At 69.7% G+C, this 21,688-nt stretch carries 17 protein-coding genes; 6 read left to right on the top strand and 11 right to left on the bottom strand.

Features of this window, described 5'->3' with window-relative positions; all coding sequences use genetic code 11:
• Positions 1-24: 24 nt before the first annotated feature.
• Genes qcrB through ctaE form a run of 4 tightly spaced genes read right to left on the bottom strand, consistent with a single transcriptional unit; the run spans position 25 to position 4,205 of the window.
• Positions 25-1,674, bottom strand: a complete 1,650-nt coding sequence (gene qcrB / locus IE272_RS01805) for a cytochrome bc1 complex cytochrome b subunit (RefSeq protein WP_190006103.1) — start codon at positions 1,672-1,674, stop codon at positions 25-27.
• Entirely contained in the window at positions 1,671-2,723 is a 1,053-nt protein-coding gene (qcrA, locus tag IE272_RS01810; RefSeq protein WP_050358015.1) for a cytochrome bc1 complex Rieske iron-sulfur subunit, read from the bottom strand. The genes qcrB and qcrA overlap by 4 nt, the downstream gene beginning before the upstream one ends.
• Positions 2,720-3,529, bottom strand: coding sequence for a cytochrome bc1 complex diheme cytochrome c subunit (qcrC, locus tag IE272_RS01815; RefSeq protein ID WP_007451233.1), 810 nt, complete (start codon positions 3,527-3,529; stop codon positions 2,720-2,722). The genes qcrA and qcrC overlap by 4 nt, the downstream gene beginning before the upstream one ends.
• A 55-nt stretch (positions 3,530-3,584) precedes the next feature.
• Complete coding sequence (ctaE, locus tag IE272_RS01820; protein ID WP_003969635.1) at positions 3,585-4,205, bottom strand: aa3-type cytochrome oxidase subunit III; 621 nt, start codon at positions 4,203-4,205, stop codon at positions 3,585-3,587.
• A gap of 199 nt (positions 4,206-4,404) precedes the next feature.
• Between ctaE and IE272_RS01825 the strand changes: the two genes are divergently transcribed.
• On the top strand, positions 4,405-4,806 hold the full coding sequence (locus tag IE272_RS01825) for a DNA-binding transcriptional response regulator (protein ID WP_050358014.1): 402 nt from the start codon (positions 4,405-4,407) through the stop codon (positions 4,804-4,806).
• Between the two features lie 58 nt (positions 4,807-4,864).
• Here the strand turns inward: IE272_RS01825 and IE272_RS01830 are convergent, their stop codons facing one another.
• The 4 genes from IE272_RS01830 to ctaC all read right to left on the bottom strand — a co-directional run bounded on the left by IE272_RS01830 (position 4,865) and on the right by ctaC (position 9,356).
• On the bottom strand, positions 4,865-6,118 hold the full coding sequence (locus tag IE272_RS01830) for a L,D-transpeptidase (RefSeq protein ID WP_050358284.1): 1,254 nt from the start codon (positions 6,116-6,118) through the stop codon (positions 4,865-4,867).
• 141 nt (positions 6,119-6,259) lie between these two features.
• Positions 6,260-6,658 carry a cytochrome c oxidase subunit 4 gene (locus IE272_RS01835; protein ID WP_007451224.1) on the bottom strand — a complete coding sequence of 133 codons (399 nt, stop codon included), beginning with the start codon at positions 6,656-6,658 and terminating at the stop codon, positions 6,260-6,262.
• A complete protein-coding gene (gene ctaD, locus IE272_RS01840; protein ID WP_050358013.1) occupies positions 6,655-8,391 on the bottom strand; it encodes an aa3-type cytochrome oxidase subunit I in 1,737 nt (578 codons plus the stop codon). The genes IE272_RS01835 and ctaD overlap by 4 nt, the downstream gene beginning before the upstream one ends.
• Positions 8,388-9,356, bottom strand: coding sequence for an aa3-type cytochrome oxidase subunit II (ctaC, locus tag IE272_RS01845; RefSeq protein ID WP_007451221.1), 969 nt, complete (start codon positions 9,354-9,356; stop codon positions 8,388-8,390). The genes ctaD and ctaC overlap by 4 nt, the downstream gene beginning before the upstream one ends.
• A 273-nt stretch (positions 9,357-9,629) precedes the next feature.
• Between ctaC and IE272_RS01850 the strand changes: the two genes are divergently transcribed.
• Positions 9,630-11,021, top strand: coding sequence for a cysteine desulfurase/sulfurtransferase TusA family protein (locus IE272_RS01850; RefSeq protein ID WP_190006104.1), 1,392 nt, complete (start codon positions 9,630-9,632; stop codon positions 11,019-11,021).
• Here the strand turns inward: IE272_RS01850 and IE272_RS01855 are convergent, their stop codons facing one another.
• A complete protein-coding gene (locus tag IE272_RS01855; RefSeq protein WP_050358011.1) occupies positions 11,022-11,996 on the bottom strand; it encodes a carbohydrate kinase family protein in 975 nt (324 codons plus the stop codon).
• Positions 11,997-12,152: 156 nt separating this feature from the next.
• On the opposite strand from IE272_RS01855, the gene IE272_RS01860 reads away from it, so the two are divergent.
• Together IE272_RS01860 and IE272_RS01865 are read left to right on the top strand one after the other, a co-directional pair.
• A complete protein-coding gene (locus IE272_RS01860; RefSeq protein WP_056706457.1) occupies positions 12,153-12,350 on the top strand; it encodes a hypothetical protein in 198 nt (65 codons plus the stop codon).
• Positions 12,351-12,546: 196 nt separating this feature from the next.
• A complete protein-coding gene (locus IE272_RS01865) occupies positions 12,547-13,992 on the top strand; it encodes a hypothetical protein (protein WP_190006105.1) in 1,446 nt (481 codons plus the stop codon).
• Between the two features lie 89 nt (positions 13,993-14,081).
• Here the strand turns inward: IE272_RS01865 and IE272_RS01870 are convergent, their stop codons facing one another.
• Positions 14,082-14,438, bottom strand: a complete 357-nt coding sequence (locus IE272_RS01870) for a HesB/IscA family protein (protein WP_007451212.1) — start codon at positions 14,436-14,438, stop codon at positions 14,082-14,084.
• 263 nt (positions 14,439-14,701) lie between these two features.
• Here IE272_RS01870 and nadA point away from each other — a divergent pair, with 263 nt between their 5' ends.
• A complete protein-coding gene (gene nadA, locus IE272_RS01875) occupies positions 14,702-15,889 on the top strand; it encodes a quinolinate synthase NadA (protein ID WP_073958919.1) in 1,188 nt (395 codons plus the stop codon).
• 236 nt (positions 15,890-16,125) lie between these two features.
• Complete coding sequence (locus IE272_RS01880) at positions 16,126-18,342, top strand: tetratricopeptide repeat protein (protein WP_190006106.1); 2,217 nt, start codon at positions 16,126-16,128, stop codon at positions 18,340-18,342.
• 71 nt (positions 18,343-18,413) lie between these two features.
• Here the strand turns inward: IE272_RS01880 and IE272_RS01885 are convergent, their stop codons facing one another.
• Positions 18,414-21,563 carry an efflux RND transporter permease subunit gene (locus IE272_RS01885; protein WP_056706463.1) on the bottom strand — a complete coding sequence of 1,050 codons (3,150 nt, stop codon included), beginning with the start codon at positions 21,561-21,563 and terminating at the stop codon, positions 18,414-18,416.
• Positions 21,564-21,688: the final 125 nt, after the last annotated feature.

Raw genomic sequence — 21,688 nt, forward strand, 5'->3', positions numbered from 1 at the left:
CACGGTGGCGATCAGTTCAGGTGATCAGTGGTGGCCGTGGCCCTCGCTGATCTCCTTGTACTCCTCGGGGGTGGCCTTGGGGATCTGGTTCCCGTCGGCGAAGTACCCCTTGCTGAGCTTGGCGCGCAGCTTCTGTACCGGGGAGATCCTGCGCTTGACGCCGTTCTCGTCGACCTCGGGGCCGAGTTCGAGCGGCTTGTACTGCTCGTGCGCCGTGAGCGTGTGCAGCTGCTCGGGGCTGAGCGGCTCGTGGATCTCGACGAACTCACCGTGCGGCAGGCGCTTGATGATGCCGGTCTCGCGACCGTGCAGCACCTTCTCCCGGTCGCGGCGCTGGAGGCCGAGGCAGATCCGCTTGGTGACGATGAACGCGATGACCGGTCCGACGAAGAAGAAGATCCGGACGAACCAGGTGATCGAGTTGATCGACAGGTGGAAGTGCGTGGCCCACAGGTCGTTTCCACCGCCGACGAGGCCGATGAAGTACGCCGTGATCCAGGCGACGCCGAAGCCCGTACGGGTCGGGACGTTGCGCGGGCGGTCCAGGATGTGGTGCTCGCGCTTGTCGCCGGTGCCCCAGGACTCGATGAAGGGGTACACCGCGATCGCGGTGAGAACCACGCCGAAGCCGACCAGCGGGATGAACACGCCCAGGGCGAGCGTGTGGCCCCACAGGTTGATCTCCCAGCCCGGCATCACACGCACCAGACCCTCGGCGAAGCCCATGTACCAGTCGGGCTGGGCGCCGGTGGACACCTGGTCGACCCGGTACGGGCCGATGGCCCAGATCGGGTTGATCGTGGCGATGGCCGAGATGGCCGCGATGACGCCGAAGACGAGGAAGAAGAACCCTCCGGCCTTCGCCATGTACACGGGCAGCAGCGGCATGCCGACGACGTTCTTGTTGGTCCGGCCGGGGCCCGCGAACTGCGTGTGCTTGTGGTAGAAGACCAGGATCAGGTGCGCCACCAGCAGGCCGAGCATGATGCCCGGCAGCAGCAGGATGTGGATCGAGTAGAACCGGGCCACGAAGTCGTGACCGGGGAACTCGCCGCCGAACAGGAACATCGAGATGTACGTGCCGACGATCGGCACGGACAGGATCGCGCCCTGGGTGAAGCGGACACCCGTACCGGAGAGCAGGTCGTCCGGGAGGGAGTAGCCGGTGAACCCGGTGAACATGCCGAGCACGAACAGCAGGAAGCCGAAGAGCCAGTTGATCTCGCGCGGCTTGCGGAACGCGCCCGTGAAGAAGACGCGCATCATGTGCACGAACATGGCGGCCAGGAAGATCAGCGCGGCCCAGTGGTGGATCTGCCGCACGAGCAGACCACCGCGGACCTCGAAGCTGATCTTCAGCGTCGAGGCGTAGGCCTCGGACATCCGGATGCCCTGCATGGGCTCGTACGGACCGTGGTAAACGATCTCGCCCATGCTCGGCTGGAAGAACAGCGTCAGATACACACCCGTGAGGATGATGATGATGAAGCTGTAGAGCGCGACCTCACCGAGCATGAAGGACCAGTGGTCCGGGAAGATCTTGCGCATGTTGGCCTTGGCGAGGCCGTAGATGCCCAGCCGGCCGTCCGCCCAGTCGGCCACCCGCTCGCCGGCCGGAGCCTTGCGCCCGCTCGCCGGTCCGGCGGCGGAGGGGTTCTTTGTCGCAGTACTCATCCGCGCTCCCAGAAGGCAGCACCGACGGGCTCGTCGAAGTCGCCGAGCGCCTCGAGGTTGCCCTCGCTGTTGACACCGATCCGCAGCTGCGGAAGCGGGTGGCCGGCCGGACCGAAGATGACGCGAGCGCCGTCGGAGAGGTCGAAGGTGGACTGGTGGCACGGGCAGAGCACGTGGTGCGTCTGCTGCTCGTACAGGCTGATCGGGCAGCCGACGTGGGTGCAGATCTTGGAGAACGCGACGATGCCCTCGTGGGCCCAGTCACGCTGGCGCTTGTCCTTGATGTCGTCCGGCTCGATGCGGACGATCATCAGGGCGGCCTTGCCCATCTGCGTCTGGAAGTCGTGCGACTCCGGGTCGAGCCCCTCGGGCATGGCGAAGGCCAGCGACCCGACGGTGATGTGCTCGGGGCGCAGCGGCGTCATCGTGTTCATGTTGATGAGCTGCTTGCCCTCCGCCCACAGGGTGGTCCGGAGCTTCTTCTCCGGCAGCGGACCGAGGTCGCGCAGCAGGACCACTCCGGAGAGCGGCACCAGGGCCAGCGCACCGAACATGGTGTTGCGGATCAGCTTGCGCCGACCGATCGCGGACTCCTCGGCACCGGCCTTGAAGTCGGCCAGGACCTGCGCCTTGACCTCGGGCGGGGCCTCGATCGGGTGGCGGTCGGCGGCGACCTCGACGTCGGACATCAGGGTGCGCGCCCAGTGGACGGCTCCCGCGCCGATGAAGAAGAGCGCCGCGCCCAGGGTGAGACCCAGGGAGAAGTTGAGCGCGCTCACATGGCCGAAGGGCCAGATGTAGACGATCTTGTCCACCGGGAAGATGACGTAGGAGGCGATGAAGCCCACCGTCGCCAGCATCGAGAGGGTGAACATGAACGCGACGGCGCGTTCCGAGCGGTTCGCGGCGCGCTCGTCGAGGTCCTGGATGCGCGGCTTGTGGGCCGGCAGTCCCGGGTCGGCGAACGGGTCGTCGTGACGCTCCACCGCGCCCTGCGCGGTCTCCTGCACCACGGGCAGGTTGTCTTCTGGAATCTGTTGGCTACTCATGACTTCTTGGCCTTAGCGGTGTGGGCCGCGACCCAAACGGCGACTGCGACGAGCGCGCCGAGTCCGAAGATCCACGCGAACAGACCTTCGCTGACCGGGCCGAGACCGCCGAGGGCCAGGCCGCCGGGGCTCTCCGACTCGTCACCGTTCACGGTCTCGATGTACGCGATGATGTCCTTCTTCTCCTGCTCCGGCATCGTCGTGTCGGGGAAGGAGGGCATGCTCTGCGGGCCGGTCTGCATGGCCTCGTAGATGTGCTTCGGGCTCACGCCTTCGAGGTCGGGGGCGTACTTGCCCTCCGTCAGGGCTCCGCCCTTACCGGTGAAGTTGTGGCACTGGGCGCAGTTGGTGCGGAACAGTTCGCCGCCGTTGGCGACGTCCGCGCCCGCGGGGTCGACCTGCTTGTCGGTCGGCGTGATGGGACCGGCGCCGAGCGACGCGACGTACGCCGCGAGCTGGTCGATCTCCGCCTGGGTGTAGATGACCTTCTTCTTCGGTACCTGGGCGCCCGGCTGCTGCGCGGGCATACGGCCCGTACCGACCTGGAAGTCGACGGCGGCGGAGCCCACGCCCACGAGGGACGGCCCGTCGGTGGTGCCCTGACCGCCGGTTCCGTGGCAGCTGGCGCAGCCTACGGAGTAGAGCTTCTTGCCCTCTTCGATGGCGAGGGACTGGGCGGTTTCATCGGCCTGCGCCTTGCCCGCAGGCGCAAACGCGGCGTACAGCCCCCCGGTAGCCGCCAGCGCGAGGAGTAGTACGACGACCGCCGCCAGCGGATGGCGTCGTCGTGCGGAGAGCTTTTTCACGGATTACCCCGGTGTCAGGATCTTCTGCGTCGATGGTGGGCGGGTGCGAGCCCGGTTACTTGATCATGTAGATCGTTGCGAACAGGCCGATCCATACGACATCGACGAAGTGCCAGTAGTAGGACACGACGATGGCGGCGGTGGCCTGATCGTGGGTGAACCTCTTGGCCGCGTACGTTCTGCCGAGGACCAGCAGGAAGGCGATGAGACCGCCTGTCACGTGCAGACCGTGGAAGCCGGTGGTCAGGTAGAACACCGAGCCGTACGGGTCGGACGACAGGGAGAGCCCCGCGTCCTTGACCAGCTCGGTGTACTCCAGGACCTGGCCGCCGATGAAGATCGCACCCATCACGAACGTGATGATGAACCAGGTGCGGAGCTTCTTCACATCGCCCCGCTCGGCGGCGAAGACGCCGAGCTGGCAGGTGAGTGAGGAGAGCACCAGGATCGTGGTGTTCGTCGCCGAGAACGGGAAGTTCAGATGATCGGACATCTCCTTCCAGTAATCGGGTCCCATCACCGATCGCAGGGTGAAGTACATCGCGAAGAGGGCCGCGAAGAACATCAGCTCGGAACTCAACCAGATGATGGTTCCGACGCTGGTGAGGTTCGGCCGATTGACCGACGGGTGCGCGTGCCCGGTTTCTACTGTCGTTGCTGTCGCCACGACCGACATTATGTCGGTCGCTTATCCCGCCCTCACCCCGGGGGGTGCCGTTCGGTGTGTCCGTACCGTCTGCAGGGGTCGCACCCTGCGCCGAACGGCCCATCGGAACGTCGTCATTACCGGTGCTGACGGCCGGTCGGGCGGAGTACGATCCGCGCATCGGTTCATGCCCCGAGAGCCCCGACGACGTCGATGTCACGGAGGAACAATGCAGGCGACCGCCACGGTCCTGGTCTACAGCGACGACGCCAACATCCGCGAGCAGGTGAGGCTGGCAGCCGGTCGCAGGCCTGCCGCGGACGTCCCACCGGTGGAGTTCCTGGAGTGCGCGACGCTCCCGGCCGTCCTCAAGGCGCTGGACGACGGCGGCGTCGACGTCTGTGTGCTGGACGGGGAGACGGCTCCCGTCGGCGGCATGGGCGTCTGCCGCCAGATCAAGGACGAGATCTTCCGCTGTCCGCCGGTGCTCCTGCTGATCGGCCGCCCGCAGGACGCGTGGCTGGCCACCTGGAGCCGGGCGGAGGCCGCCGTGACGCTCCCGGTCGACCCGGTGGAGTTCGCCGACGCGCTGGCGGCGCTGCTGCGCCGCCGGCTCGCCGTGGAGGCCTGAGGGGCCCCTGTGGCCCGCTGAGGGGCGTTCCGCGCGCCCGGGCACTCCTGGCCCGGGGTCAGACGTGGGGACGCAGCCGGGCGGCCTGGAGCGTCTGTGGGCTGTCCGGCGCCCCCTCGTGGAGGGCGCTGCCCTTCTGCCACTTCTCCCAGGAGAGGTTCCAGTCGCCGAACCCGTTGCCGAACGGGTCCATGTCCTCGCCCTCGCTGCCGACGACCCTGACGATGTCGCCCTCGCGCACCGTGTCGAAGAACCACTCGGCGTTGCCGGTGCTCATGCCGGTGCAGCCGTGGCTGACGTTGGCGTTGCCCTGGGAGCCGGTGGACCAGGGGGCGGCGTGGACGTACTCGCCGCTCCAGGTCACCCGGGTGGCCCAGTAGACCGGCAGGTCGTACGACTCCGAGGAGCCGGCGGCGATGCCGATGCTCTCCCCGCGCATCCGGACGAACTGCTCCTTGGCGAGCACCACCTTGACCCCGTTGCGGGTGGAGAAGCCGGGCTTGCCGGTGGTGACCGGAATGGTATTGATCACTTCTCCGTTGCGGAGCACCGTCATGGAGTGGTCCGAGGCGTCGGTGACGGCCTCGATCCGGTCGCCGGTGGCGAGCTTCAGGGGCTTGGCCTCGGCTCCGTAGAGCGCGTTGGTCACCTTGATGCCCGACAGGTTGGAACGGACCTCGATGGTGGCGTTCGCGGGCCAGTACTCCTTCGGGCGGTAGTGCAGCTTCTTGTCGTCGACCCAGTACCAGGAGCCGGTGACCGCCGGGGTGGAGCGGACCTTCAGGGCGCGCTCGACGGTGGCCCTGGCCGCCTTGTCGGTGATCGGAGCGCTGAGTTCCGCCGTGATGGGCTGTCCGACGCCGTAGGTGCCCGCCTCCGGGCCGAAGGCGACCTTCAGCAACCTCTTGGGCGATGAGGTGTCGAAGGAGAGCGTACGGACGCCTGGGGCGCCGTCGCTGTTCTCCGTGGCGACCCTGACGGTGTATCCGGTGCCGGCCGCGAGCGGGGCGGTGGAACGCCAGCGCTTCCCGTCGGCGGAGAGCTCTCCGGCGAGGTGACGGCCGCCGGTGTCCACGGCGCTGACGTCGGTGATGCGCCCGTCGTCGCCCTTGACGGTGACTTCCAGGGGCTTGTCGGGGTCGGCCTTCTCCTTCTTGGAGGGACCGTTGAAGGAGACCTGGTCGCCCGCGTCGTAAGGCTTCGTGGAGAGCGGGTGGCCGTCGGGCGAGCCACAGGCGGTCGCACCCGCGGCGAGGGTCACGACCAGCAGGGTGCAGCTCACTACGGTGCGGATGCGCGGCGTGTGGTTCATGCCGTCCACGCTAAGAAGATTCATCCGTTCCAGCGCGTTCAATGACTGCAAACGAGCGAAGGGCCCGCGTCGCTGTCGGCGATGCGGGCCCTTCGTGGTGTAGCGCGTGTCACCGGCGGTGCGGTGTCACGGTGTGCGGTGTCACTGGGTGCGGTTCTCGCCCCGGTAGTACTCGAAGACCCAGCCGAAGAGGCCGATCAGGAGCAGGGGGGCGGAGAAGTACAGCAGCCACCAGCCGAAGACGACGCCCATGAAGGCGAAGGCCCCGCCGACCGCCAGGGAGAGCGGCTGCCAGCTGTGCGGGGAGAAGAACCCCAGCTCGCCCGCCTCGTCGGCGACGTCCGCTTCCTTGTTGTCCTGGGCCATGGCGTCGACCCGGTTGGCCGTGAAGGCCAGGTAGAAGCCGATCATGATGGACAGCCCGAAGGCCAGGAAGAGGGCCGTGGTGCCGACCGGCTCCTTCGACCACACGCCGTACACGACGGCCATGGCGAGGATGAAGACGCTCAGCCAGATGAACATCTGTCCCTGGATCTTCACTTGCCTGCCTCCTTGCCGCCGGCGAGGGCCTTGTCCGACTCGGAGAGGTGATCGAGCTGTTCGAGCGCCGTGATCTCCGGGTGGTGCAGGTCGAACGCCGGGGATTCGGAACGGATCCGCGGCAGGGTGAGGAAGTTGTGCCGCGGCGGCGGGCAGGAGGTCGCCCACTCCAGCGAACGGCCGTAACCCCACGGGTCGTCGACCTCGATCTTCTTGCCGTACTTCGCGGTCTTCCAGACGTTGTAGAAGAACGGGAGCATCGACAGGCCGAGCAGGAACGAGGAGATCGTCGAGATCGTGTTCAGCGCGGTGAAGCCGTCGGCGTCGAGATAGTCCGCGTAACGACGCGGCATGCCCTCGGCACCGAGCCAGTGCTGCACCAGGAACGTGCCGTGGAAGCCCACGAACAGCGTCCAGAACGTGATCTTGCCGAGCCGCTCGTCCAGCATCTTGCCGGTGAACTTCGGCCACCAGAAGTGGAATCCGGAGAACATCGCGAAGACCACGGTGCCGAAGATGACGTAGTGGAAGTGCGCGACGACGAAGTACGAGTCCGAGACGTGGAAGTCCATCGGGGGCGAGGCGAGGATGACGCCGGTCAGACCACCGAAGGTGAAGGTGATCAGGAAGCCGACGGCCCAGAGCATCGGTGTCTCGAAGGACAACGACCCCTTCCACATCGTGCCGATCCAGTTGAAGAACTTCACGCCTGTTGGCACGGCGATGAGGAACGTCATGAAGGAGAAGAACGGCAACAGCACACCGCCCGTGACGTACATGTGGTGCGCCCACACCGTCACGGAAAGGCCGGCGATGGCGATCGTCGCGGAGATCAGACCGATGTAGCCGAACATCGGCTTGCGGCTGAAGACCGGGATGACCTCGGAAATGATTCCGAAGAATGGCAACGCGATGATGTACACCTCTGGATGGCCGAAGAACCAGAAGAGGTGTTGCCAGAGCAATGCGCCGCCATTGGCCGCGTCGAAGATATGCGCACCGAATTTTCGGTCCGCCTCCAGCGCGAAGAGCGCGGCGGCGAGGACCGGGAAGGCCAGCAGGACCAGAACACCGGTCAGCAGGACGTTCCAGGTGAAGATCGGCATGCGGAACATCGTCATGCCGGGTGCGCGCATGCAGATGATCGTGGTGATGAAGTTGACCGATCCGAGGATGGTGCCGAAGCCGGAGAAGGCCAGACCCATGATCCACATGTCGGCGCCGACGCCCGGCGAACGGACCGCGTCCGACAGCGGGGAGTAGGCGAACCAGCCGAAGTCGGCCGCACCCTGCGGGGTGAGGAAGCCGGCCACCGCGATGAGCGAGCCGAAGAGGTACAGCCAGTACGCGAACATGTTCAGCCGCGGGAACGCCACGTCGGGCGCGCCGATCTGCAGCGGCATGATCCAGTTCGCGAATCCGGCGAACAGCGGCGTCGCGAACATCAGCAGCATGATCGTGCCGTGCATCGTGAACGCCTGGTTGAACTGCTCGTTCGACATGATCTGCGTGCCCGGACGGGCCAGCTCGGCGCGCATGAAGAGCGCCATGAGTCCGCCGATGCAGAAGAACACGAACGACGTGACCAGGTAGAGCGTACCGATCGTCTTGTGGTCAGTGGTGGTCAACCACTTCACGACGATGTTTCCCGGCTGCTTGCGCCGCACGGGCAGCTCGTCCTCGTACGAGTCGTCTGCCGGAGCGGCACCCTGAGGTTCGTTGAGGATGCTCACAGTTGGTTCTTCTCCGCATTCCTGGCCGGGTCCGTCTGCGCGATCCCTGCCGGCACGTAGCCCGTCTGACCCTTCTCAGCCAGCTCCTTGAGGTGCTGCTGGTAACGCTCCGGGGAGACGACCTTGACGTTGAAGAGCATCCGGGAGTGGTCGGCGCCACAGAGCTCGGCGCACTTGCCCATGAAGGTGCCCTCCCGGTTGGGAGTGACCTCGAACGCGTTGGTGTGGCCCGGGATGACGTCCTGCTTCATGAGGAACGGCACCACCCAGAAGGAGTGGATGACGTCACGCGAAGTGAGGACGAAGCGGACCTTCTCACCCTTCGGCAGCCACAGGGTGGGACCCGGGTTGCCGTTCTGCGGGTTGCGGGTCCCGGGGATGCCCACGTCGTAGACGCCGCCGGCGCCCTCGGGGAAGTCCTCGCGGAACCGGTCGGGGATGGCGTCGAGTTCCTTGGGGATCTCGGGGCCCGCAGCGGGCTGGCCATCCACCTTCTCGATGTAGTTGAAGCCCCAGCTCCACTGGAAGCCGACCACGTTGATGGTGTGGGCGGGCTTTTCGGAGAGCTCGAGGAGCTTCGACTCATCTCGCGCGGTGAAGTAGAAGAGCACCGAGACGATGATGAGGGGAACCACTGTGTACAACGCCTCGATGGGCATGTTGTACCTGGTCTGCGGAGGTACCTCCACCTTGGTCCGGCTACGCCGGTGGAAGAAGACGCTCCAGAGGATCAGCCCCCAGACAAGGACACCCGTGACGAGCGCTGCCGCCCACGAGCCTTGCCAGAGGGAGAGGATCCGAGGGGCCTCTTCCGTAACCGGAGTGGGCATTCCGAGGCGGGGGAAATCCTCCCAGTTGTATGAACAACCGGAGGCCGTCGCCAGGACCAGGCCCGCAGTCAGCACCTGCGGCAGCTTCCGCCGCATCGGGCGCCGCGACGAGCGGTCGGAGCCGTTGGGACTCACGTAGCGCCTTCCCGAGAGTCTCGCCCGCACGGTCGGCGCGCCCGTATGTCTCTGGTCGGTCGCCGGCCCTGACGCGGGCAGGGGTTTGGATGTTTATGCGGACCAAACCCTACTGGACGCTATTTGGGGTCGCGCGGGGAGGGTGCCCAACGCGCCGCCCGACACGCCCATGGGGTGGAATCCGGGCCTCCGGACCCCATCTGACGCCCACTCGCCCGGCCGGGAGGAACGGCCCCCGGCGAGGTGGGGCCGGGTGCGGGCTAGCGTGGCGGGGTGCCCTACTTCGATGCCGCCTCCGCCGCCCCCCTGCACCCCGTCGCACGTCAGGCCCTGCTTGCCGCGCTGGACGAGGGCTGGGCCGATCCCGCCCGCCTGTACCGGGAGGGGCGGCGGGCCCGGCTGCTCCTGGACGCGGCCCGGGAGGCCGCCGCGGAGGCCGTCGGATGCCGCCCCGACGAGCTGGTCTTCACGTCGTCCGGGACGACGGCGGTGCACGCGGGAATTGCCGGGGCTCTTTCGGGGCGTCGGCGTGTCGGCCGCCATCTGGCCCTGTCGGCGGTCGAACACTCGTCGGTGCTCCATTCGGCGGCGGCCCACGAGGCGGCGGGCGGCTCGTTCACCGAGGTCCCGGTGGACCGCACGGGGGCGGTGGATCCGGCGGGGTACGGCGGGGCGCTGCGGGCGGACACCGCGCTCGCCTGTCTCCAGTCGGCCAACCACGAGGTGGGCACCGAGCAGCCGGTGGCGGAGGTCGCCGCGCTCTGCGCGGAGGCCGGGGTGCCGCTGCTGGTGGACGCGGCCCAGTCGCTCGGCTGGGGGCCGGTCCCGGGGCGCTGGTCGCTGCTGACGGCGAGCGCGCACAAGTGGGGCGGACCGGCCGGGGTCGGGCTGCTCGCGGTCCGCAAGGGGGTGCGCTTCGCGCCCCAAGGCCCGGCCGGGGAGCGGGAGTCGGGGCGGGCGGCGGGGTTCGAGAACCTGCCGGCGATCGTGGCGGCGGCGGCCTCGTTGCGCGCGGTGCGGAGCGAGGCGGCGGCGGAGTCGGCGCGGCTGCGGGCCCTGGTGGACCGGATCCGGACCGTGGTGGCCGAGCGGGTGCCCGATGTCGAGGTGGTGGGCGATCCGGAGCGGCGGTTGCCGCATCTGGTCACCTTCTCCTGTCTCTATGTCGACGGGGAGACCCTGCTGCACGAGCTGGACCGGAGGGAATTCTCCGTGTCGTCCGGCTCGTCCTGCACGAGCAGCACCCTGATTCCGAGCCATGTGCTCAAGGCGATGGGGGTGCTCTCGGAGGGGAACGTGCGGGTGTCACTGCCCACGGGCACGGCCGGGGCGGACGTGGACCGCTTCCTGGAGGTCCTGCCCGGGGTCGTCGCCGAGGTGCGCGAGCGGCTCGGCGCCCCGGTCGCCCCCCTCTCGGCGCCCCGCTCCCCCGGGCCCGCCGCCTCCCTGGTGGTGGACGCGCTGGGCCGCCGCTGCCCGATCCCGGTGATCGAGCTCGCAAAGGTGATCGGGGAGGTAGCGGTGGGCGCCACGGTGACGGTGCTCGCCGACGACGAGGCGGCGCGCCTGGACATCCCGGCCTGGTGCGAGATGCGGGGCCAGGAGTACGTGGGCGAGGAGCCGGCGGACCTCGGCTCGGCCTATGTGGTCCGCCGGCTCAGCTGATCAGGCCAGGTGCTGGCGGACCTCGGCGGCGGCCTCGTGGCCGTACGCCTTGGTGAAGCGGTCCATGAAGTGGGTGCGGCGCAGGGTGTACTCCTGGGTGCCGACCGTCTCGATGACCAGGGTGGCGAGCATGCAGCCGACCTGGGCGGCGCGCTCCAGGCCGACGCCCCAGGCGAGGCCGGAGAGGAAGCCGGCCCGGAAGGCGTCGCCGACGCCGGTGGGGTCGGCCTTGGTGTCCTCCTCGGGGCAGCCGACCTCGATGACCGGCTCGCCGACCCGCTCGATCCGGACACCGCGGGCGCCGAGGGTGGTGACGCGGTGGCCGACCTTGGCGAGGATCTCCTCGTCGCTCCAGCCGGTCTTGGACTCGATGAGCCCCTTCTCGTACTCGTTGGAGAAGAGGTAGGTGGCGCCGTCGAGGAGGATGCGGATCTCCTCGCCGTCCATCCGCGCGATCTGCTGCGAGAAGTCCGCGGCGAACGGGATGTTCCGGGAGCGGCACTCCTCCGTGTGGCGGAGCATCGCCTCGGGGTCGTCGGCTCCGATGGAGACGAGATCGAGGCCGCCGACGCGGTCGGCGACGTTCTTCAGCTCGATGAGGCGGGCCTCGCTCATCGCGCCCGTGTAGAAGGAGCCGATCTGGTTGTGGTCGGCGTCGGTGGTGCAGACGAAGCGGGCGGTGTGCAGTACCTCGGAGATGCGGACCGATCCGGTCTCGACGCCGTGCCGGTCGAGCCAGGCGCGGTACTCGTCGAAGTCCGCCCCGGCGGCGCCGACCAGGATCGGCTTGGTGCCGAGCAGGCCCATCCCGAAGCAGATGTTGGCGGCGACACCGCCCCGGCGCACATCGAGGTTGTCGACCAGGAAGGACAGGGAGACCGTGTGCAGCTGATCCGCGACCAGCTGGTCGGCGAAGCGGCCGGGGAAGGTCATGAGGTGGTCAGTGGCGATCGAGCCGGTGACTGCAATACGCACGGGGAGGTTTCTCCTGCGGAAGGCGAAGGGCCGTGAGTGCGCCCTCCGGGACGACGTGACAGTTCACGCTACCGGGTGAGTCGACGGCCAGGAAAAGGGAAAACTACCCGATAGTAGGGCTTTCTACCTGAGCTCGACCGTGGTTACGGTGCGGATATGTCGAAGCACACCGCATTGCCCGAGTCGGAATTGAGCCTGGCCGCACTGCGCGGTGACTGCGCGCGGATGGCGCCGCACTGGACGGCGTCCGTGAAGAGCGACCCGGTCCCGGTGAAGCCGTCCCTGATCAACGGGGTGACGGTCCCGCCCTCGTCGGCGCGGCTGATCGACGCGATGTCCGAGTACGGCGACTGAGGAACCGGCGGACCGGGCCGGACGGCACCGCGTTTCGGCCTTTTCCGTGCGGGTTCCGGCGGGAATCGTACGGCGCCCGTGTCCGGTCGGCCCCGGTCGCGGGAACCGCACGCTCCTCCGCTCCGTCCCACCGGTGTCCCCGTCCGGGGACACGCGGTAGGCACCGCGACGGCAACGCAGTCGAAGGAGCGATCCGGTGAGCACCGAGCGACCCGACAACGACGTGACCGGCCCCCGGCGGCGGCGTCCGCCGCTCGCGGTGGCCTCGGTGGCCGCGGCCGTGCTGCTGGCCGGGGGCGGCGGGGCGTACTGGGCCTCGACCGCCGCGGGCGACGGCGGCGCGGCGGACAGCGGGGCGGCCGAGAAGTCGGCACCCCTGCTGGCCCTGGACGCCTCGGCGGACAGCCCGGGCGGTACGTCCCCGGACTCCCGTACGTCCCCGGACTCCCCTCCCCCCGGCATCGCACCGGGCGAACCGGACCCGGGCGGTCCGCCCGTGATCTACCGGGCCTCGGGCGAACTCCCGGACGGCCCGGACGAGGCGGCGGTCCACCACGCGAGGGGCACGGTCGCGTCGGCCGACGTCGCCCGGCTGGCGAAGGCGCTGGGCATCCCGGGCACGCCGCGCACCGAGGGCACGTCCTGGGTGGTCGGCGACGACGACGGCCCCGGCGCGCTCCTGAAGGTGACGAAGCAGGCACCGGGCACCTGGACGTTCGCCCGCACCACCCCGCCCAAGCCCTGCGAGCCGGGGACGATGTGCGCGAACGGGGCCTCGGAGCCGGGCGGCGACCCGGTGAGCGAGAAGGCGGCGAAGGCGGCCGCGGTCCCGGTGCTCAAGGCTGCCGGGCAGGACGACGCGGCCCTGAACGCGGGCCAGTTGATGGGCGACGTCCGCGTGGTGAACGCCGACCCGAAGATCGACGGGCTCCCGACGTACGGCTGGTCGACCGGTGTCCAGGTGGGCCCGGACGGCGAGGTGACCGGCGGCAGCGGACACCTGAAGGCGCTGGAGAAGGGCGACACGTACCCGGCGGTCGGCGCGGACGAGGCGCTGAAGCAGTTGAACGCGGAGAGCAGGGGCAAGGGCGACGCCGACCGGGACATCGGCGGCTGCGCCACTCCCGTACCGCTGGAGGGCGAGCCGAAGCCATCGGACCCGCAGTGCGTGCCGTCGAACGGCAAGCGGGCGCCGGTGGAGCAGACGGTCGAGGACGCGGTGTTCGGTCTCGCGCTGAACTACGTGGACGGCCGGCAGACGCTGGTGCCGTCCTGGCTGTTCACGGTCCGCCAGGCCCCGGGCGGCCCGGAGCACACCGTCACGCAGGTCGCGGTGGACCCGAAGTTCATCGAGAAGCCGGATGCGCCGACGCCCTCCGGGGACCGGAAGGTGACGTCGTACGGCGCGGACGGACGGACCCTTGAGGTGACGTTCTGGGGCGGCGTGTGCAGTACGTACACGGCGAGCGCGAAGGAGAGCGCGGGCCAGGTGCGGATCACGGTCACGGAGAAGCCCCAGGAGGGCAAGAAGGCCTGCATCATGATCGCCAAGGAGCTGACGCGGACGGTGACGCTGGAGAAGCCGCTGGGCGACCGTACGGTGATCGACGCGGCGTCGGGCGGTGCGGTGCCGCGCACCTGACGGCGGAGGCGCGAGCGCCGACGGCAGACGCAGGGAGGCGGCCCCGGGACTGATCCCGGGGCCGCCTCCGTGTGCCGTACGCGCGGCGCTTAGCTGAACGAGTCGCCGCAGGCGCAGGAGCCGCTGGCGTTCGGGTTGTCGATCGTGAAGCCCTGCTTCTCGATGGTGTCGACGAAGTCGATGGAGGCGCCGCCCAGGTACGGGGCGCTCATCCGGTCGGTGACGACCTTGACACCGTCGAAGTCCTTCACGACATCACCGTCGAGCGAACGCTCGTCGAAGAAGAGCTGGTAGCGCAGGCCCGAGCAGCCGCCGGGCTGAACGGCGACGCGCAGCGCCAGGTCCTCGCGGCCTTCCTGCTCCAGCAGGCCCTTGACCTTGGCGGCGGCGGCGTCGGACAGGAGGATGCCGTCGCTCACGGTGGTGGTCTCGTCCGATACGGACATCTGCTTCTCTCCCGGGTTGTACGGACTGCTTGCCGACGGTTCAACCGTCTCAGCCTCGGAAACATTCCGGGCCAAGCGCTTGTCTGTTCCTTTTCATGCTCGCACACCGGGCCGCCCGGGGGATGCGTCACATCGACGCTATCGGCATCGTCAACGTGACACGAAGCGGCTATGATAGATAGCGTCAAATAGACGAAAAGGCGAGTACGCCGAAGTTCCCCGCGGAAGCTCGCGGGGTTCACAGAGTTCGCAGACTAGAAAGGGTGCGTGACGTGACCACGGCCCAGCCCCTGGACGTACAGCCGACCCCGCTCGCGCTGCTGCTGCTCGGCCGCGAGGCCGACCCGAGGAGCGAGCGCGGCGTCGAATGCCCCGGCGACCTGCCCTCCCCGTCCGACCCGGACCTGGTGGAGCGCGCCCGCGCCGCGAAGGAGAAGCTCGGGGACAAGGTGTTCGTCCTCGGCCACCACTACCAGCGCGACGAGGTCATCCAGTTCGCGGACGTCACCGGCGACTCGTTCAAGCTGGCCCGCGACGCGGCCGCGCGTCCGGAGGCCGAGTACATCGTCTTCTGCGGCGTCCACTTCATGGCGGAGTCCGCGGACATCCTGACCACGGACGCCCAGGCGGTCGTGCTGCCCGACCTGGCGGCCGGCTGCTCGATGGCCGACATGGCCACCGCCGAGCAGGTCGCCGAGTGCTGGGACGTGCTGACGGAGGCCGGGGTCGCCGACCAGGTGGTGCCCGTCTCGTACATGAACTCCTCCGCCGACATCAAGGCCTTCACCGGCAAGCACGGCGGCACGATCTGTACGTCCTCGAACGCGAAGCGGGCCCTGGAGTGGGCCTTCGAGCAGGGCGAGAAGATCCTCTTCCTCCCCGACCAGCACCTGGGCCGCAACACGGCCGTGCGGGACATGGGGCTGAGCCTGGAGGACTGCGTCCTCTACAACCCGCACAAGCCGGGCGGCGGCCTCACCGCCGAGCAGCTGCGCGACGCGAAGATGATCCTGTGGCGGGGGCACTGCTCGGTCCACGGCCGCTTCTCGGTCGAGTCGGTCGAGGACGTCCGGGCGCGGATGCCCGGGGTCAACGTGCTGGTGCACCCGGAGTGCAAGCACGAGGTCGTCGCCGCAGCGGACTACGTGGGCTCGACGGAGTACATCATCAAGGCCCTGGAAGCGGCCCCGGCCGGCTCGAAGTGGGCCATCGGCACGGAGCTGAACCTGGTCCGCCGTCTGGCGAACCGTTTCGCCGCGGAGGACAAGGAGATCGTCTTCCTCGACAAGACGGTCTGCTTCTGCTCGACGATGAACCGCATCGACCTGCCGCACCTGGTCTGGACCCTGGAGTCGCTGGCCGAGGGCAAGCTGGTCAACCGGATCGAGGTCGACCCGGAGACGGAGAAGTACGCGAAGCTCGCGCTGGAGCGGATGCTGGCGCTGCCGTAGGCCGCACAGATCCCGGAAGCCCCCGGAAGCCCCGGTATGCCGCAGGTCGGCGTACCGGGGCTTCCGCGTACGCCGGGGATGCAGGAACGTTCCGGTCGGGCCGGTTCTCGCATACGCCGACCGATGACACCACCGCGTAACTAGGCTGCTACTCACCGCAGTGAACCCTCGCGCGGGCGGGCCCGCCGAGGCCCGATGAGCTGAGCGGAACGTACGGCGAGAACGGTGGGGCGGGCATGGGTTACGAGGACCGTGGGACGGGCGCCGGCGACGAGGCGCGGGGAGCGGGCGCGGGGGACGACGTGCGGCAGGGGGATGCCGCCGCCGACGCGTCGGGGCGTGCGGAGCTGGCCCGTGCGGAGGAAGAGGCGGGCAGGCTGCGGGCCGCCGCCGAGCAGGACCCCGACACCGGTCTGCCCGCGCTGGCCGGAGCCCTGCACCGGCTGTCGAACCTGCTCTCCGCCGCCGGGGACCGCACCGGCGCGCTGCCCCCGGCGAAGGAGGCCGCGCGGATCTACGCCGAACTCGGCATGCAGCACCCCGGGGCCTTCCAGGCGGAGCTGGCTCTGGCCATGGGCGCTCTGGGCGACCGCGTCGCCGGCACCGGGGACCGGGCGGCCGCCGTGCCGTTCGCGAAGCAGTCCGTGCGGCTCCAGCGCGAGCTGGTCGAGGAGGAGCGGCCGGGCGCGTCCGTCCCGGCGCTCGCCGCGTACCTCCTGAACTACGCCACGCGCCTGGCGGGCGCCGGGGAGGCCGTGGAGGCCGTGCCCCGTGCGGAGGAGGCGGTCGGCCTCCTCCGGGGCCTCGCCGAGGAGGATCCGGAGGTCTTCCTCCCCCGGATCGCCTCGGCTCTTCACGCCCTCGGGAACCACCGCGCGGCCGTGAGCGACACCTCCGGGGCGATCGAAGCGGCCCAGGAGGCGTGCGGCCGCTTCCGCGCGCTCGCCGCACAGCGGCCGGACGCCTTCCGCCCGGAGTCGGCCGCGGCGCTCGACGGCCTGGCCGGTCACCTCGACAAGGCCGGTGACGCGGGGGCGGGGCTCCGGGCGGCGGAGGAAGCCGTCGCCCTGTGCCGGGAGTCGGCCGCGCAGCGCCCCGAGGCCTTCCGCACCGGCCTCGCCGCCGCGCTGCGCACCCTCGCCCGGAGTCTGGCCGGCACCGGCGACCCGCAGGAGGCACTGGCCCCGGCGCGGGAGGCCGTCGGCCTCCTGCGCGAGGAGGGGGACGCGGTCCTGGCCGATCTGGCCGACTCCCTCCAGGTGCTCGGCACGTACGTGGAGCTGAACGGGGACGCCGAGGGGGCGGTGGAGGCCTTCCGGGAAGCGGTGGCCCTCCACCGGTCCCTGGCGCTGGAGGCCCCCGGCGCTCCCGACGCCCCCCTGGTCTCCGCCCTGGACGGCCTGGCCCGGGCGCTCGCCCGTACCGGCGAACACGCGGCGGCGATCGAGGAGTTCGACGGGACCGTCGAGGAGTTCGCCGGGGTGGACCAGGCGACCGCCCGGCGGCTGGGCGTGGAGCGGAGCGCCTTCCTGCTCCGCTGCCCGGCCCCCCTGCCCGCGACCGGGGTGGCCGAGCTGGTGAACTGGCTCGACGAGGACGCGGAGAGGACCGGCAGCCCGGACACCGTGACCGTACGGGCCCGGCAGGCGCTGCGCACGTACGGGGACATCGCGGCGGTGCACACGGCCTGGGAGGAGGAGACCTTCACGTCCGTGCCGGACTGGCTCGCCCTGGCGCCGGAGACGCTGGAGCTCGTCAGCGCCTGGATGTTCGCGCCCGACTGGCCCCGGTCACGCGACTTCTGGTCCCGCAACGCCGATGTCCTCGGCAGCGTGGGTGCGGCGTCGGCCCTCGATGAGCTGGCGGTCCTGGACCCGGGCGGTGCGCAGCGGCACGCCCTGCTCCGGGAGGCCGTCCTCGCCCACGGGGTGACCGCCGCCTACGATCCGCTGATCCTGCGGGAGCAGTTGGCCCAGTGGCTGGAGTGCGTGGACTGGAAGGAGTCGCGGGCCTATCTGGAGGAGCACCCGCGCCTCCTGACCGTGCGGCCGCCCGACGCCACCCCGCTGGCCCACGTCGCGATGCTGGACATCGGCCGCACCGAGGGCCTGGACGCCGCGTACCGCCTCGTCGAGGACCGCGAGGCCCTCCAGGCGTACGTGGACCGGGCGTTGGCGGACGGGGACGGCACAGCGCTGATGCACGGCGGGGGCATCGAGGGCCAGGTCTTCGGCGACCGCCTCTCCTCGCTCACCCACGCGCAGGTGGCCCTGGTGCTCGCGGGGGCCACCGAGGGCTTCGACCCGGACGACCTGACCGCGCTCCTGCACAGGGCCCCCGAGGAGACCCGTGCCCGGCTGGTGCGGGAAACGGTCGCCCTGAGCGTCCGCCGTCCCGAGCCGCACGGGGAGACATGGCTGCGGATCGTCCGGGCGCTCGGCGGGGACGGCTGAGAACCGCGCGGGGAAACCGGAAGGGGCCTGCCCCACGCGGATGCGTGGGACAGGCCCCTTCGGCTTGCGGGTCAGGCCTGCGCGGGTTCGGCCTCGCGGGCCTCCTCCGGCTCCGGCCGGTCCGGGACGCCCGCCTTCGCGGCGCGCTTGGCCGCCTTCTTCTTGGCGCGGCGCTCCTTGCGGAGCTCGACCATCGCGTACAGCGTCGGCACCAGCAGCAGGGTCAGCAGCGTGGAGCTGATCAGACCGCCGATCACCACGACGCCCAGCGGCTGCGAGATGAAGCCGCCCTCGCCGGTGACGCCGAGCGCCATCGGGAGCAGGGCGAAGATGGTCGCGAGCGCCGTCATCAGGATCGGGCGGAAGCGGTGGCGGCCGCCCTCGATGACGGCTTCCACGATGCCGAGGCCCTGGGCGCGGTACTGGTTGATCAGGTCGATCAGCACGATCGCGTTGGTGACCACGATGCCGATGAGCATCAGCATGCCGATCATCGCGGGAACGCCCAGCGGGGTGCCCGTGATGAGCAGGAGGGCCAGGGCGCCGGTCGCCGCGAACGGGACGGAGACCAGCAGGATCAGCGGCTGGACGAGCGACCGGAACGTGGCCACCAGCAGCATGAAGACGATCGCGATGGCCGCCAGCATGGCGAGGCCGAGCTGCGCGAACGCTTCGTTCTGGTCCTCGGTGACGCCGCCGATGGTGGCGGTGGCGCCCTCCGGGAGGTCCAGGGCGTCGATCTTCGTGGCGAGATCGGTGCTGACCGCGCCGGTGTTGTCGCCGACGGGCTTGGCGGTGATCGTCGCCGAACGCTGTCCGTCGATCCGGGTCATCGAGACCGGGCCGGGGACCACCTTCACGTCGGCGATGTCGCCGAGCTTGACCGGGCCGAGCGGCAGGGCCTTCAGCTCGGCCACGGTGGCGGCCGGGGTGGACGAGCGGATGACGACGTCGCGCTCGGTGTCGTCCAGCGTCGCCGTGCCGGCCGGGGTGCCGCGTACGGCTCCGGCGACGATCCCGCCGAGGGCGGCGGAGTCGAATCCGGCGGCTGCCGCCTTGTCGTTGGCGGTGACCGAGATGCGCGGGACGCTCTGCGCCAGGTCGCTCTGGACGTCGGTGACGTCCTTGATGGTGGCGACCTCGGTGCGGACCGCCTCGGCCGCCTTCTTCAGGATGTCGCCGTCGGCGGCCTTGACCACGACGCTCAGGTCCTGGGAGCCGAAGCCGTCGCCCGCGGCGATGGTGGTGTCACCGATGCCGTCGAGCTTGCCGAGGGCCTCGTCGATGCGGTCCTGGGCGTCCTCGTAGTCCGCGGCGTCCTTCAGGGTGACCTGGTAGGAGGCCTGGTTGGCGCCCGTGCCGCCGCCGAAGGCGGCCATGAAGCCGGAGGAGCCGACGGTGACCTGGTAGTCCTTGACGCCCTTGTCCTGCTCGATGACCTTCTCGACCTTGCGGGCCGCCTCGTCGGCGGCTTCCAGGCTGGTGCCGGGGGTGAGCTCCTGCTTGACGGTCAGGACCTCCTGCTCACCGGCGTCGAAGAAGTTCGTCTTCAGCAGCGGGACCATCCCGAAGGTGCCGAGGAGCACGGCGACGGCGATGACGAGGCTGGTGACCCGGCGGCGGGTCGCGAAGCGCAGGACCGGGACGTAGATCCGCTGGAGCTTGCTGGCCTCCTCCTTCTCCTCCGCGAGGCGGCGGGCCTCCGCCGCGTCCTCGGGGGTGCCCTTGGGGGCGCGCAGGAACCAGTACGACAGCACCGGCACCACGGTGAGCGAGACCAGCAGTGAGGCCAGCAGCGCCGCGGTGATGGTCAGCGAGAACGAGCCGAAGAGCTGGCCGACCATGCCGCCGACCAGACCGATGGGCAGGAAGACGGCGACGGTGGTGAGGGTGGCGGAGGTGACCGCTCCGGCGACCTCCTTGACCGCGGTGATGATCGCCGCGTGGCGCTCCTCGCCGTAGCCGAGGTGACGCTTGATGTTCTCCAGGACCACGATCGAGTCGTCGACGACCCGGCCGATGGCGATGGTGAGCGCGCCGAGCGTGAGCATGTTGAGCGACAGGTCGCGGGTCCAGAGCACGATCAGCGCGAGGACGATCGAGAGCGGGATGGAGACCGCGGTGACCAGCGTCGAACGGATCGAGGCCAGGAAGACCAGGATCACGACGACCGCGAAGACCAGGCCGAGCGCGCCCTCCGTGGTCAGGCCCGAGATCGACTTGGAGACGGCGGGGCCCTGGTCGGAGACGACCGTCACCTCCGCGCCCTCGCCGAGGTCCTTGCGGAGGTCGGGGAGCTTGTCCTTGACGGCGTCCGAGATGGTGACGGCGCTGCCGTCCTTGTCCATCGTCGCCATCACGGCGAGGCTCGGCTTGCCGTTGGTGCGGGTGATGGAGACCGCCGTGGACGGCTCCTGCTTCACCTCGGCGACGTCGCCGAGGCGCACCGGCTTTCCGGGCGCACCGCCCGCCGGGTCCTTGGCGACGACCTGGAGGTCCTCGATCTGCTTCAGCGAGGTGTAGGCGCCGCCGACCTGGATGGTGCGGCTCTTGCCGGACTCGGAGAAGGAACCGGCCGGCACGGTGGCGCCGCCCGCCTGGAGGGCCTGGGCGAGCGTGCCCGCGTTCAGGCCGGCCGCGGCGAGCTTCTTGTCGTCGGGGACGACGGAGACCTGGAGGTCCCGCACGCCGTCCACCGTGACCTGGCCGACGCCTTCGATGTCCTGGAGGGCCGGGACGACCGTGCGGTCGAGCTGGTCGGCCAGGACCTGCTGGTCCTTGTCGGAGGTGACGGCGAGGACCACGGTCGGGATGTCGTCCGTGGAACCGGCGACGACCTGCGGGTCGACGCCGTCGGGCAGCTGGGCGCGGGCCCGGTTCACCGCCTGCTGGATGTCGGCGACGAGCTGCTTGGTGCCCTCGTCGCCGAAGTCGAAGGTCGCCATGATGAGGGCGTTGCCCTCACTGGCGGTGGAGGTGATGCCCTCGACGCCGTCGACGGCCTTGAGGGAGTTCTCCAGCGGCTCGACGACCTGCTTCTCGACCACATCGGGAGACGCACCCTGGTAGGGCGCCAGCACCGAGACCATCGGCAGTTCGATGGTGGGCAGCAGCTGCTGTTTGAGCTGCGGGATCGCTATCGCGCCGAAGACCAGCGCGACAATCGAGATCAGCCCGATCAGGGCCCTTTGCGCGAGGCTGAATCTGGACAGCCAGGACATGGGTGGGTCTCTCTTCTGTGGCGTACGCGGCAGGGGGCGGGGAGGGGGAAAACGTCAGGGACCTACACCTCCAGCCCAGTCCTACGATCTCCGCTCCGCGCCGCCGAAACGTCGCCCCCCGGGCT

The organism is Streptomyces anulatus (assembly GCF_014650675.1).
Lineage (GTDB): Bacteria > Actinomycetota > Actinomycetes > Streptomycetales > Streptomycetaceae > Streptomyces > Streptomyces anulatus.